The sequence below is a fragment of the Enterobacter asburiae genome, assembly GCF_007035645.1.
GTDB classification, from domain to species: domain Bacteria; phylum Pseudomonadota; class Gammaproteobacteria; order Enterobacterales; family Enterobacteriaceae; genus Enterobacter; species Enterobacter asburiae_B.
This window is the reverse complement of record NZ_AP019632.1, coordinates 278,212-291,265: the sequence shown is the minus strand read 5'-3', so window position 1 is coordinate 291,265 and position 13,054 is coordinate 278,212. Positions and strand designations below refer to the sequence as shown.

The window sequence follows — 13,054 nt, the reverse complement described above, 5'->3', positions numbered from 1 at the left end:
CCCCACCCCTCTCCCACGGGGAGAGGGAGAAAACATTAAAAAAGGCAACTTGCGTTGCCTTTTTGCTTTTACCTCGTGCGGTCTGGTGCCCTCACCCCAACCCTCTCCCACAGGGAGAGGGAGAAGACACTAAAAAAGGCAACTTGCGTTGCCTTTTTGCTTTTACCTATCCGCCCAGATACGCGCTCCGCACCGCTTCGTTCGCCAGCAGCGCGTCGCCGGTATCCTCCAGCACCACGCGGCCGTTCTCCAGCACGTAGCCACGATCGGCGAGCTTCAGCGCCTGGTTGGCGTTCTGCTCGACGAGGAAGATGGTCATCCCCTCTTTGCGCAGCTGCTCGATGGTGTCGAAAATCTGCTGGATGATGATCGGCGCCAGACCGAGCGACGGTTCGTCCAGCAGCAGCAGGCGCGGCTGGCTCATCAGCGCGCGGCCAATCGCCAGCATCTGCTGTTCACCGCCGGACATGGTGCCCGCACGCTGGATGCGGCGCTCCCACAGGCGCGGGAAGAGTTCATATACCCACTTGATGCGGGTCTGGTATTCATCGCGGTGAGCGAAGAACCCGCCCATCGCCAGGTTCTCCTCCACCGTCATGCGGGAGAAGACGCGGCGCCCTTCCGGAACAATCGCCACCGCCTCGCGCATGATTCTGGCGGTCTGCCAGTCGGTAATGTCTTTACCATCGAACACAATCCGCCCGCTGGTGGCGCGCGGGTCGCCGCACAGGGTGCCGAGCAGCGTGGTTTTGCCCGCGCCGTTGGCGCCAATCAGGGTCACGATTTCACCCTGATTGATATGCAGGCTGACGTCGTGCAGCGCCTGGATCTTGCCGTAGTGCGCGTTGACCTTGTCGAACGTTAACATCGCTTTTTCCATCTTATGCCTCACCAAGGTATGCGCGGATCACGTCCGGGTTGTTGCGGATCTCTTCCGGCGTGCCGTTTGCCAGCGGCGTGCCCTGGTTTACCACGTAGATACGGTCCGAAATGCCCATCACCAGCTTCATGTCGTGCTCAATCAGCAGGATGGTGGTGTCGTGACTGTCGCGCAGCTCGGCAATCAGCTCGTCCAGCTCTTTGGTCTCTTTCGGGTTGAGCCCTGCCGCCGGTTCGTCGAGCATCAGGATTTCCGGCTGCGTCACCATGCAGCGCACGATCTCCAGGCGACGCTGGTCACCGTAGGCCAGGTTGCTCGCCTGACGGTTGGCGTGCTGCAGCAGGCCAATTCGGTCGAGCCAGGTGGCGGCGCGGTCAAGCGCTTCATCCTGCGCGCGGCGGAAGGCCGGGGTTTTAAGCAGGCCGGAGAACAGCCCGGTTTTCAGCTGCTGATGCTGCGCCACCAGCAGGTTCTCAATCACCGTCATCTCGCGGAACAGACGCACGTGCTGGAAGGTACGCACCACGCCCATGCGGGCGATCTGCTGGCCCGGCAGCCCTTCCAGGTGCTGATCGCGCAGCATGATGGTGCCGCCCGTTGGCTTGTAGAAACCGGTCAGACAGTTAAAGACCGTGGTTTTCCCTGCGCCGTTCGGACCAATCAGGGAGACAATCTCTTTCTTGTGCAAATCCAGATTCACGTTGTTGACCGCCAGCAGGCCGCCAAAACGCATCATCAGACCGTTAACGGATAATAATGGCTGACTCATGCCTGCTCTCCTTTCGCTTGCCCGTTCTTCAGCTTCAGCTGTGGACGGGTCATCGGCAGCAGACCCTGCGGACGCCAGATCATCATCAGCACCATCAAACCACCCAGCATCAGCATGCTGTATTCGTTAAAGTCGCGCATCAGCTCGCGCGAGACCACCAGCAGGATGGCCGCGAGGATAACGGCGAACTGCGAGCCCATCCCGCCGAGCACCACAATCGCCAGCACAAAGGCGGATTCGGCGAAGGTGAACGATTCCGGGCTAACGAAGCCCTGACGCGCGGCAAACAGCGTTCCGGCGAAACCGGCAAACGCGGCGCTGATGGTGAACGCGGTCAGCTTGATGCGGGTCGGGTTCAGGCCCAGGGAGCGGCAGGCAATCTCATCTTCACGCAGCGCTTCCCACGCGCGGCCCAGCGGCATGCGCAGCAGGCGGTTGATCACGAACAGGGTAATCACCACCAGCAGCAGCGCCACCAGATAGAGCCAGATCACGCGGTCGGACGGGTCATACTTCACGCCGAAGAAGTTGCTGAAGGTATCCCAGCCGCCTTCGCGGGCGGTACGGCTGAACTCCAGCCCGAAGAAGGTCGGTTTCGGGATCTGGCTGATGCCGTTCGGGCCACCGGTCACTTCGGTGTTATTGAGCAGCAGGATACGGACGATTTCACCGAAGCCTAAGGTCACAATCGCCAGGTAGTCGCCACGCAGGCGCAGTACCGGGAAGCCAAGCAGGAAGCCTGCAGCGGCAGAGACCAGCCCTGCCAGCGGCAGGCAGGTCCAGAAGCCGAGACCGTAATAGTGGTTCAGCAGCGCGAAGGTATAGGCGCCGATGGCGTAGAAGCCGCCGTAGCCCAGCACCAGCAGGCCCGAGAGCCCCACGACCACGTTCAGACCGAGACCGAGAATCACGTAGATCATGGTCAGAGTGGCGATATCCACGGTGCCACGCGACACCACGAACGGCCACGCTACGGCGGCCACCAGCAGCGCCACGAGGAACAGCTTCTGCTTAACAGTAGAACCGTCGATTGCCGGCAGGACGAATTTCGGACCGGAGACGTTTTTCAGCGTCTTCTGGAACAGCGGACGCAGCAGCTGGAACAGGAACACTACGGCCGTGCCGATAAATACCCACTGCCAGCGGATGTCAGCTGCGGTATCGACAACCAGTTTGGTGCCATTCAGCTCAAGCTGGACGCCCATAAAGACGCTGGCCAGCACGAAGAACATGGCGGCAGAGAGCAGCGCCATTGCAAAATGCATCGGTTTCATACTTTCTCTACCTCCGGACGGCCCAGAATACCGGTAGGCATCACCAGCAGAACCAGAATCAGCAGGGCAAACGACACCACGTCTTTATACTCCGTGCTCAGGTACGCCGAGGAGAGCGCTTCGGCCACGCCCAGGATCAGGCCGCCGATCATCGCGCCCGGAATACTGCCGATACCGCCCAGAACCGCCGCGGTGAAGGCTTTCATCCCGGCCATGAAGCCGATGTATGGGTTGATCACGCCGTAGAACTGGCCGAGCAGGACGCCCGCCACCGCCGCCATCGCGGCGCCAATCACGAAGGTCAGGGCAATCACGCGGTCGGTGTTGATGCCGAGCAGGCTCGCCATCTTCAGGTCTTCCGCGCAGGCGCGGCAGGCGCGTCCCATACGCGAGTAGCGGATGAACAGCGTCAGGGCGAGCATCGCAATAAAGGTCACGACCCAGATAACCAGCTGCATGGTGGTGATAGAGGCCGCGAAGTTTTCGCTGGCCCCCACAATCCACTGGCCGTTAAACAGGCTTGGCAGCGCCACGTCGCGCGAACCTTCGGTCAGGCTGACGTAGTTTTGCAGGAAGATCGACATCCCGATCGCGGAAATAAGCGCAATCAGGCGCTTGGAGCTGCGCACCGGCCGGTAGGCCACGCGCTCAATGCTCCAGCCGTAGGCGCTGGCAATCACAATCGCGCCGACAAAACCGGCGGCGACCAGCAGCCAGCTGCTGTCGATGCCCATCATCATCAGGGCGGCGATAATCATAAAGGAGACGTAGCTACCGATCATGTACACCTCGCCGTGGGCGAAGTTGATCATGCCGATAATGCCGTAAACCATCGTATAGCCGATGGCGATCAGCGCGTAGGTGCTTCCCAGCGTAACGCCGTTAAACATCTGCTGCAGGAAATAGAGAAACTGCTCGGACATATGCAAACCTTTTTATACCCGCCCGTCATGCCGGGCGGTGGGATAATTATTTGGCGGCCGAGGATGAACCGTCGGCGTGCCACTTAAAGACACCAAACTCAAATCCCTTCAGATCGCCTTTCTCATCCCAGTTCAGCGGCCCAATCACGGTGTTCGCCCCGTGTGCTTTTAAATCTTTCACCAGATCCAGCGGTTCTTTGCTGCCGGAGCGATCCAGCGCGGTGGCCAGAGACTGTACGGCCGCGTAGGTGATCCAGACGTACGGACCACTCGGATCTTTCTTCTGCGCCTTGAGCGCATCCACGATAGCCTTGTTGGCCGGATCCTGGTCATAGCGTTTTGGCATCGTCACCAGCATGCCTTCGGCAGAATCCCCCGCGATGTTAGACAGGGAGGCGTTGCCCACGCCCTCTGGCCCCATAAACTGGGTTTTCAGACCGGTGGCGCGCGCCTGACGCAGCATCTGGCCCATCTCCGGGTAGTAGCCGCCGTAGTAAACGAAGTCGATATTCTCTTTTTGCAGGCGAGCAATCAGCGCGGAGAAGTCTTTCTCACCGGCGGTAATGCCGTCGAAGAAGACGATGTTCGCGCCGCCTTTTTTCAGGCCGTCCTGCACGGAGCGCGCCAGGCCTTCGCCGTACTGCTGTTTGTCATGAATAATGGCAATGCGCTGTGGCTTAACGGTCTCGAGGATATATTTGGCGGCGGTGGGGCCCTGCGAGGAGTCCAGACCGGCGGTACGCATAATGTGCTGGTAGCCGCGCTGGGTCAGTTCCGGGTTCGTTGCGCCTGGGGTGATCATCAGAATGCCTTCGTCTTCGTAGATATCAGACGCCGGCTGCGTGGAGGATGAGCACAGGTGGCCGATCACATACTGAATACCGTCGTTGACGATTTTGTTGGCGACCGCGACGGCCTGTTTAGGATCGCAGGCGTCGTCATATTCCACGCCCACCAGCTTGTCGCCTTTGATACCGCCCTTGGCGTTGATGTCTTTGATGGCCTGGCGCGCGCCGTTGAACTCCATGTCACCCCACTGGGCAACAGGGCCGGACATCGCCCCCACTACCGCAACTTTAATGTCGTCTGCCATAGCGGCATGCGAGATCGACAGTGCGACCATCCCCGCGATTAACGTCTTCGCGTTCCTTTTCATCTCTGAATCCCCATTCGTGATGTCGTGTTTATATTTTGTTTTATTATGGTTAAAAAGCATTCTGTACTTTTAATGAACAACGCTATTTTTACCAGTGCCTTTAATGGTTTAGCGCAGTTTTTTGTCAAAAACCAGACTAAAATCTCTATTTTTCAGGCGATTAAGCAAAGATAATATTCTGAAATCAGGCAGAGATAAACAAATAAAAGTGCAGTTTGCAGCATAAAATAACGGTACAAAGCGCCGAATAAATCACTACCGTTCAGGTTAAAATTCTGCTTATTTTTCGATCCATGTGTTTTCAAACTGCCCAACGCGTTGCCAAAAAACTAATCACCTGGTTAATGAGAATAAAAAGAGGAAGCCGCTGAGTGAATAAATTGAGTACACTGCCCCTACTCAATCTGATTTGGACAAGTGGCTAATGAAACTGACTATCGTGCGTCTGGTGACCTTTAGCGACCAGGATCATATCGACCTGGGCAAGATCTGGCCGGAATATTCCCCTTCGTCGCTGCGCGTTGATGAGACCCACCGCATTTATGCCGCGCGTTTTAACGAACGCCTGCTGGCAGCGGTTCGCGTAACCCTGAGCGGTACGGAAGGGGCGCTGGACTCGCTGCGCGTGCGTGACGTCACCCGTCGTCGCGGTGTGGGACAGTATTTAATTGAAGAAGTGATCCGCGAAAACCCGAGCGTGACCTCATGGTGGATGGCTGATGTGGGCGTGGAAGACCGCGGCGTGATGGCGGCGTTTATGCAGGCGTTAGGGTTTACGGCGCAGGAAAGCGGGTGGGAGAAGCGCTAAAAGAAAGCCGGGTGGCGGCTGCGCCTTACCCGGCCTACATTCTCCACTGTATTTTCCCAAGCATTTCGTGTTGCAGGAAGGCGGCAAGTTATGAAATCCCCGGGAGCTTACATAAGTAAGTGACCGGGGTTGAATAACGCAGCCAACGCACCTGCGGCGCGAAAGGCGACGGGAAAATTATTTGGCGTCTGTCGCCGTGCCGTTCGCATGCCAGTCAAACACGCCGAACTCGAAGCCCTTCAGGTCGCCCTTCGCGTCCCAGGAGAGTGGTCCCATGACGGTCTCGACGGTATTCGCTTTCAGCCAGGTGGCAATCTCAGCCGGATCGGCTGACTGGTTCAGGCCCGCCTGCAGAGACTGCAGCGCCGCGTAGGTGGTCCAGACGAACGCGCCGCTTGGATCCTGTTTCTTCGCCTTGATGGCATCTACGATAGGTTTGTTCGCAGGAACCTGGTCGTAGTTCTTCGGTTTGGTCACCAGCAGGCCTTCGGCTGATTCACCCGCAATGTTAGACAGGGAAACGTTCGCCACGCCTTCCGGGCCCATAAACTGGGTTTTCAGGCCCGCAGCGCGCGCCTGGCGCAGGATCTGGCCCATTTCCGGGTGGTAGCCACCGTAGTAAACGAAATCAATATTCTCTTTCTTCAGACGCGCCACCAGGGTGGAGAAGTCTTTCTCACCGGCGGTGATCCCGTCGAAGAACACCACGTCGGCATTCGCTTTCTTGAGGTTATCCTGCACTGAACGCGCCAGACCTTCACCGTACTGCTGCTTGTCATGAACGATGGCAATGCGCTTCGGCTTCACTTTTTCAACGATGTATTTCGCCGCGGTTGGGCCCTGGTCAGAGTCCAGACCGGTGGTGCGCAGGGTCAGCTTGTAGCCGCGCGCGGTCAGCTCCGGTGCGGTCGCTGCCGGGGTGATCATCAGAATACCTTCGTCTTCGTAGATGTCAGACGCTGGCTGAGTAGAGGAAGAGCACAGGTGACCGATAACGTATTTGATCCCGTCGTTCACCACTTTGTTCGCAACCGCGACCGCTTGTTTCGGGTCACAGGCATCATCATATTTTACGATCTGCAGTTTTTCGCCCTTGATACCGCCCTTAGCATTAATGTCTGCAACCGCCTGTTCAGCGCCGGTAAATTCCTGGTCGCCGTACTGTGCTACCGGACCGGACATTGCGCCAACCACAGCCACCTTGATGTCTGCCTGTGCCATGGTGCTGAATGCCAACGCGATACATCCTGCCAGTAACGCTTTACCCTTCATGTTCATCCTGAGATTCCCCATTATTATGGTTATTACGATTGTTGTGATGTTGTTGTGCAGCGCTTTATGTCAGTTATAGGTGTGCTGTCCGCGCTTTTTCAGCATACTCTGCTAAAACATACCCGATTTTTATGATTTTGGAATAGCTAATTTGAAATGAATATATGATAAGCCCGGCAGGGATTTTCGCCGGGCATATGGCTTTAACGTGTCAGCGACGCGGAGATAATGTCCAGCGCTTTACGGAACTGCGCTTCAGGGATAGTCAGCGGATACAGGAAACGAATGACGTTGCCGTAGACGCCGCAGCTCAGAAGAAGCAGCCCTTCCTGCAACGCACGCTCCTGCACCTGGCGGGTAAATTCCGGCGAAGGCTGGCCCGTTTGCGGGTCGTTAAACTCCACCGCCACCATCGATCCCTGCGCGCGAATGTCAGCGATATACGGGCAGTGTTCCTTCGCCTTGTTCAGCACTTCCACCAGGTGATGGCCAAGATGCGCCGAGCGCGTGCAGAGATCCTCTTCATCAATCACGTCGAGCACGGCATGCGCCGCCGCAATCGCCAGCGGGTTCCCGGCGTAGGTACCGCCCAGCCCGCCCGGTGCAGGGGCGTCCATCACCTCCGCACGGCCCGATACCGCTGAGAGCGGCATCCCGCCCGCCAGGCTTTTCGCCATGGTGATCATATCGGGCTTCACGCAGTGGTGTTCCATCGAGAACAGCTTGCCGGTACGGGCAAAGCCGCTTTGCACCTCGTCGGCAATCAGCAAAATACCGTGGGTGTCGCACAGGGCGCGCAGTGCCTGCATAAAATCAGCTGGCGCAATGTTGAAACCGCCCTCTCCCTGAACCGGTTCGAGAATAATGGCCGCGACCTGGTCGGGTGCGATATCCGCTTTAAAGATGCGTTCCAGGCTTTTCAACGCTTCCGCCGTGCTGACGCCGTGCAGTTCATTCGGATACTGCGCGTGATACACCGAACCGGGGAACGGGCCAAAGCCGAGCTTGTACGGCGCAACTTTGCCGGTCAGCGCCATGGTCATAAAGGTGCGGCCGTGGAACGCGCCGCCGAAGGTGATTAGGCCGGGACGTTTAGTGTACGCCCGGGCAATTTTGACCGCGTTTTCGACCGCCTCTGCCCCCGTGGAGAAGAACGCGGTTTTGGCCGGACCGTCAACGGGCACGCGCTGGTTGATGCGCTCGGCAAGCGCCACATAGCCTTCGTACGGCACAATCTGGTACGCCGTATGGGTAAACGCGTGGAGCTGTTTTTCAATGGCGGAAATGACTTTTGGATGGCGATGGCCGGTATTCAGCACCGCGATCCCGGCGGCGAAGTCGATGTACTCGTTACCTTCCACGTCCCACACCGTGGCGTTTTCAGCTTTATCAGCATAGAAGTTACACATCACGCCGATGCCGCGCGGCGTCGCCTGTAAACGCCGGTCGTTCAGTTCGTTATTTTTCACCCTGTCCCCCTGAGAAAGTCGCCTGCTTAGCGCATCAGTAAGTGTTTGCCAGGGGGAGGGAATTCGCCAGAGCGGGCGCTAAAAAAACAAAACCCCCAGACTTTCATCCAGGGGTTCTCGGTGTACTTCGCGAAAATTACGCTTCGATAGCGGCGCGAAGTTTTTTCATGGCGTTCTTTTCAAGCTGACGGACACGTTCCGCAGAAACGCCGTAGCGGTCGGCCAGCTCCTGCAGCGTGGACTTGTTGTCTTCGTCCAGCCAGCGGGCGCGGATAATATCCTGGCTACGCTCGTCGAGGCCTTCCATCGCATGGGTCAGCTTGTTCGCGGCCTGATCTTCCCAGTTATCCTCTTCGATGCCGTCAGCAAAGTTAGAGGTTTTATCCTGCAGATACAGAACCGGCGCCATTGGCTGGCTGTCAGATGCGTCGTCGTCGGAGGACATATCAAAGGTCATGTCCTGCGCGGCCATACGGGATTCCATCTCACGCACGTCTTTGCTGGTTACGCCCAGCTCGCGCGCCACCATTTCCACTTCATCCTGGTTGAACCAGCCCAGACGCTGCTTGGCTTTACGCAGGTTGAAGAACAGTTTGCGTTGCGCTTTTGTCGTGGCGACTTTCACGATACGCCAGTTGCGCAGCACGTATTCATGAATTTCTGCTTTGATCCAGTGCACAGCGAAGGAGACGAGTCGCACACCCACTTCCGGGTTAAAGCGACGCACAGCCTTCATCAGGCCGATGTTGCCTTCCTGAATCAAGTCCGCCTGCGGCAAGCCATAGCCCGCATAGTTACGAGCAATGTGAACAACAAAGCGCAGGTGAGACAGGATCAGCTTTTTCGCTGCTTCCAGATCGCCCTGGTAATGCAGCTTTTCAGCAAGCTCCTTTTCTTCCTCGGCCGTTAACATCGGCCAGGTGTTCGCAGCCCGGATATAAGATTCCAGGTTACCAACAGGGGCTAAAGCTAAAGTTTGCATTTCTTTGGTCATTCATTCCTCTCAATGTTTCTTCTGGTCCTGGTCGTCCCCGTCAGGCAACAACCATGCCAAAGCGTTTGAGCAACGAGATTAGCATTCACTCTTTTATCAGACAGTGATTTTATCCACAAGTTCCAGGTGCAACGGTGAATAAATTACGCACAAATTGTGACATGAAGATGATAACAGGGGAAGCGACAACAGGGACGCTTTCCCTGCAGAGCGAGCATCTCGGTGCAGGGAAAGATTATATCACGCTTTTATTAGTCGGGAGTAAAGTGACGTAAATGTTGAACGGTTGCCAGCCAGGCTGCCACCCACCCAATCATCGAACAAACCAGCAGCAGCAACAGACACTCATCGAAGCCTAAGCCACTGATATCAAACTTCGTTCCGAAAACCTGCGCCACTTCAGTCACGGCAGAAGAGAGCCGCATCACCAAAATTTCTGACAATATCAGTGAAAGAAATGCACCGGAAAAACCGAGCAATGCGCCACCGTAAAGGAACGGTCGGAGGATGAAACCATCCGTCGCACCAATCAGTTTCTGCACGTTAATGGTATCGCGACGGGCAAAGATGCTCAGGCGCACGCTGTTACCGATGACGAGGAAGACCGCCGCCACCATCAGCACGCCAATCATCGCCGCGACGCGTCCTACCAGCCCGGTCAGGGCAGCAAGGCGCGCAAACCAGCTGTCGTCCATGCGCACTTCATCAATGCCCTTAATGCGCGTGATGCGATCGCGCAGGGTGTTAAGCGAATCGGTCCCCTGGAAATCCAGCTTCGGGATCACCACCGCCACGGCGGGCAGCGGGTTCTCTTCGAGCATATCCAGCGCGCCGCCAAAGCCAGACCAGTTACGGAACTCGCCCAGCGCGTCTTCACGGGAGAGATAGTTGACCTTCTCCACGCCCTGCTCGGCCTGGATTTGCCCGACCACCTGCGCGGCGGCGTTATCGTCGAGCGCTTTATCCATATAGACCGTGATCTGCGGGGACGGATAATACTGTGAGGCCGCCTGGTTGACGTTTTTATAGACCATATAGCAGACGCTTGGCAGCGTCAGGGAGATGGCGATCACCATCACCGTCAGGAACGTCGCCAGCGGTTTGCTTTTCAGGTCCTGCAGCGCGCCGTGGAAGGCGTAGCGCACCTGCTCGTTAAACACGTTGGTTTTACGGGAGGCCGGTTTTGGCGCGGCCTTCTGGCGCTTCGGCGCATTACGATTGCCGTCACCACCGCCCTGCGGCTTACGGAAACGGTCAAACCGGTTCCCGAACTGCCGAATCTGGTTTATTGCATCACGCTTATTCACCGTGGCCTCCGTGCAAATGCCCGTCGCTCAGGGTCAGCATGCGGTACGAACGACGGGAAATGAGCCCGATGTCGTGCGTCGCCATCAATACGGTGACTCCTACGCGGTTAAATTCCTCAAACAGACGCAAAATCCCTTCGGACAGGGCATCGTCCAGGTTACCGGTTGGTTCATCCGCCAGCAGTACGGCAGGCTTGTTCACCACCGCGCGGGCGATGCCCACGCGCTGCTGTTCACCGCCGGAGAGCTGGATCGGGAAGTTCTTCGCTTTGTCCAGCAGCCCGACCTTATCCAGCGCCGCAGAAACGCGGCGGCGGATATCGTCATAGCTGGCGCCGGCAATAATCAGCGGAATGGCCACGTTATCGAAAACGGTGCGATCCATCAGCAGGTGGTGATCCTGGAAAATCATGCCGATCTGACGACGCAGGAACGGCACTTCGCGGTTTTTCAGGCGGCTGATCTCATGGCCGCCGAAAAAGATTTTCCCGGCGCTTGGCCGCTCGATCCCACAGATAAGCTTGAGCAGGGTACTTTTCCCCGCGCCGGAATGGCCGGTCAGGAATGCCATCTCGCCCGGCTGCAGGTGGAATGTCACCCCCTGCAGCGCTTGTCTCCCACCGAGATAGGCCTTGCTGACGTGTTCAAAGCGAATCATTGTTAGTCCTCTCGGGCAAATAATGCCTCAATAAAGTCGTCCGCCTTAAACGGACGCAAATCCTCAATACGCTCGCCCACACCGATGTAACGGATAGGAATGCCGAACTGGTCGGCCACGGAGAAGATCACCCCGCCTTTCGCGGTGCCGTCCAGCTTGGTCAGCGCGATCCCCGTCAGTCCTACCGCTTCATTAAACAGCTTCGCCTGGCTGATGGCGTTCTGTCCGGTGCTGGCATCAATGGTCAGCATAATTTCATGCGGTGCGTCTTCGTCCAGCTTCTTCATAACGCGGACGATTTTCTTCAACTCTTCCATCAGGTGCGATTTGTTCTGCAAACGCCCTGCGGTATCGGCAATCAGCACGTCCACGTTGCGCGCCTTCGCTGCCTGGATGGCGTCGAAGATCACGGACGCAGAATCCGCGCCGGTATGCTGGGCAATCACCGGAATGTTGTTGCGCTGGCCCCAAACCTGCAGCTGCTCAACCGCTGCCGCGCGGAAGGTATCGCCCGCCGCCAGCATCACCGATTTGCCCTGCTGCTCGAACTGACGCGCCAGCTTGCCGATGGTGGTGGTTTTACCCACGCCGTTTACGCCAACCATCAGAATAACAAATGGCGTTTTGCCTTCAATATTAAGCGGTTCGTCAACTTTTGCGAGAATTTCACCCATCTCGTCTTTCAGCAGACCGTACAGCGCTTCGGCGTCGCGCAGCTGTTTGCGGCTCGCCCCTTCGGTCAGATTGGCGATGATCTTACGGGTGGTTTCCACGCCGACGTCCGCAATCAGCAGCTGTTCTTCCAGCTCTTCGAAGAGATCGTCGTCGATCTTCTTGCCGCGGAACAGACTGATAAATCCGGAACCTAAGTTTTCTTTGGTTTTGAGCAGGCTGCGCTTCAGGCGCGCGAAGAAACCTTCTTTGGTCGGTTTTTCCTGCTCCTGTACGCTCTCTTCTTCCGGCTGTTCTTCAACCGGCACGACGATAATCGCCTCTTCCGCGGCTTCTGCCGCCAGCGCCTGGGCTTCCAGCTCTTCGTCGGTCAGCTCTGGCTCGAGTGCCGCTTCTTCTTCCACCGCCTCAACAATTTCAACGGTTTCCGCTTCCGCCTGCCACTCTTCGGCAGAAACCTCTTCGGCTTTCACCTCTTCCGGCAGCGGCAGCTCTTCGTGCTCGATAACGGCCTGTGGCGTTTCGGTAATATCCTCAACGATAACCGGTTCTGGCTTCTCGCTCTCCTGAACCTGTTCAGTGACCTCAACCACCTCTTGTGCAAAGGATTCAATCTCTTCTTTGCTGTGCGCCGTTTCTTCCGCTTCGACAACCGCGGCGGTTTCTACAGGCGTTTCAGGCTGTGACTGCTCTTCAACGGCTTGTTGCTCTTCGGTTTTCTGTTCTGTTTCTTGCTCTTTTTCACCGAAGCCCAGCCAGGAAAAGAAGCCACGTTTTTTTTGTTTTGCCATCTGCGACTACACTCCTCGCGGCGCTATATACATGGAAGCTAAAAAAATGATGAAATAGTCTAACACTTTACTTAATTGACA

12 protein-coding genes are annotated in these 13,054 nt (G+C 57.0%); 1 reads left to right on the top strand and 11 read right to left on the bottom strand.

The features are described from left to right. Positions 1-166: 166 nt before the first annotated feature. The 5 genes from livF to livK are packed head-to-tail and all read right to left on the bottom strand — an operon-like array spanning position 167 to position 5,002. Positions 167-880, bottom strand: coding sequence for a high-affinity branched-chain amino acid ABC transporter ATP-binding protein LivF (gene livF, locus FOY96_RS01315; RefSeq protein ID WP_008500102.1), 714 nt, complete (start codon positions 878-880; stop codon positions 167-169). A gap of 1 nt (position 881) precedes the next feature. Next, the gene (gene livG / locus FOY96_RS01310; protein ID WP_023310024.1) at positions 882-1,649 is read right to left on the bottom strand and encodes a high-affinity branched-chain amino acid ABC transporter ATP-binding protein LivG; all 768 of its coding nucleotides are present in this window, start codon (positions 1,647-1,649) and stop codon (positions 882-884) included. Beyond that, positions 1,646-2,923: a branched chain amino acid ABC transporter permease LivM gene (livM, locus tag FOY96_RS01305; RefSeq protein WP_023310023.1), complete on the bottom strand. Its 1,278-nt coding sequence runs from the start codon at positions 2,921-2,923 to the stop codon at positions 1,646-1,648. Before livM ends, livG begins: the two co-directional genes overlap by 4 nt. Continuing rightward, a complete protein-coding gene (gene livH, locus FOY96_RS01300) occupies positions 2,920-3,846 on the bottom strand; it encodes a high-affinity branched-chain amino acid ABC transporter permease LivH (protein WP_008500099.1) in 927 nt (308 codons plus the stop codon). Before livH ends, livM begins: the two co-directional genes overlap by 4 nt. Before the next feature lie 46 nt (positions 3,847-3,892). Next, positions 3,893-5,002: a high-affinity branched-chain amino acid ABC transporter substrate-binding protein LivK gene (gene livK, locus FOY96_RS01295; protein WP_039264148.1), complete on the bottom strand. Its 1,110-nt coding sequence runs from the start codon at positions 5,000-5,002 to the stop codon at positions 3,893-3,895. 424 nt (positions 5,003-5,426) lie between these two features. Between livK and panM the strand changes: the two genes are divergently transcribed. Then, the gene (gene panM, locus FOY96_RS01285) at positions 5,427-5,810 is read left to right on the top strand and encodes an aspartate 1-decarboxylase autocleavage activator PanM (RefSeq protein WP_023334145.1); all 384 of its coding nucleotides are present in this window, start codon (positions 5,427-5,429) and stop codon (positions 5,808-5,810) included. Positions 5,811-5,987: 177 nt separating this feature from the next. On the opposite strand, the gene livJ is transcribed toward panM, so the two are convergent. The 6 genes from livJ to ftsY form a co-directional block, all read right to left on the bottom strand. After that, positions 5,988-7,088, bottom strand: coding sequence for a branched chain amino acid ABC transporter substrate-binding protein LivJ (gene livJ / locus FOY96_RS01280; protein ID WP_072163886.1), 1,101 nt, complete (start codon positions 7,086-7,088; stop codon positions 5,988-5,990). A 197-nt stretch (positions 7,089-7,285) separates the two neighbouring features. Then, positions 7,286-8,551: a 4-aminobutyrate--2-oxoglutarate transaminase gene (locus FOY96_RS01275; protein WP_087823777.1), complete on the bottom strand. Its 1,266-nt coding sequence runs from the start codon at positions 8,549-8,551 to the stop codon at positions 7,286-7,288. Positions 8,552-8,687: 136 nt separating this feature from the next. After that, on the bottom strand, positions 8,688-9,545 hold the full coding sequence (rpoH, locus tag FOY96_RS01270) for an RNA polymerase sigma factor RpoH (RefSeq protein WP_023310018.1): 858 nt from the start codon (positions 9,543-9,545) through the stop codon (positions 8,688-8,690). Between the two features lie 251 nt (positions 9,546-9,796). After that, a complete protein-coding gene (gene ftsX, locus FOY96_RS01265; protein ID WP_032662628.1) occupies positions 9,797-10,852 on the bottom strand; it encodes a permease-like cell division protein FtsX in 1,056 nt (351 codons plus the stop codon). Beyond that, positions 10,845-11,510 (bottom strand): cell division ATP-binding protein FtsE, encoded by a 666-nt coding sequence (gene ftsE / locus FOY96_RS01260; RefSeq protein WP_025758973.1) that lies wholly within the window; start codon positions 11,508-11,510, stop codon positions 10,845-10,847. The genes ftsX and ftsE overlap by 8 nt, the downstream gene beginning before the upstream one ends. Positions 11,511-11,512: 2 nt before the next feature. After that, positions 11,513-12,973: a signal recognition particle-docking protein FtsY gene (gene ftsY / locus FOY96_RS01255; RefSeq protein ID WP_143346393.1), complete on the bottom strand. Its 1,461-nt coding sequence runs from the start codon at positions 12,971-12,973 to the stop codon at positions 11,513-11,515. Between the last annotated feature and the right edge of the window lie 81 nt (positions 12,974-13,054).

What these genes read in the sequence shown, in the direction of transcription:
- livF (WP_008500102.1), bottom strand. Translation starts at nt 880, where the DNA reads ATGGAAAAAGCGATGTTAACGTTCGACAAGGTCAACGCGCACTACGGC.
- livG (WP_023310024.1), bottom strand. Translation starts at nt 1,649, where the DNA reads ATGAGTCAGCCATTATTATCCGTTAACGGTCTGATGATGCGTTTTGGC.
- livM (WP_023310023.1), bottom strand. Translation starts at nt 2,923, where the DNA reads ATGAAACCGATGCATTTTGCAATGGCGCTGCTCTCTGCCGCCATGTTC.
- livH (WP_008500099.1), bottom strand. Translation starts at nt 3,846, where the DNA reads ATGTCCGAGCAGTTTCTCTATTTCCTGCAGCAGATGTTTAACGGCGTT.
- livK (WP_039264148.1), bottom strand. Translation starts at nt 5,002, where the DNA reads ATGAAAAGGAACGCGAAGACGTTAATCGCGGGGATGGTCGCACTGTCG.
- panM (WP_023334145.1), top strand. Translation starts at nt 5,427, where the DNA reads ATGAAACTGACTATCGTGCGTCTGGTGACCTTTAGCGACCAGGATCAT.
- livJ (WP_072163886.1), bottom strand. Translation starts at nt 7,088, where the DNA reads ATGAACATGAAGGGTAAAGCGTTACTGGCAGGATGTATCGCGTTGGCA.
- rpoH (WP_023310018.1), bottom strand. Translation starts at nt 9,545, where the DNA reads ATGACCAAAGAAATGCAAACTTTAGCTTTAGCCCCTGTTGGTAACCTG.
- ftsE (WP_025758973.1), bottom strand. Translation starts at nt 11,510, where the DNA reads ATGATTCGCTTTGAACACGTCAGCAAGGCCTATCTCGGTGGGAGACAA.
- ftsY (WP_143346393.1), bottom strand. Translation starts at nt 12,973, where the DNA reads ATGGCAAAACAAAAAAAACGTGGCTTCTTTTCCTGGCTGGGCTTCGGT.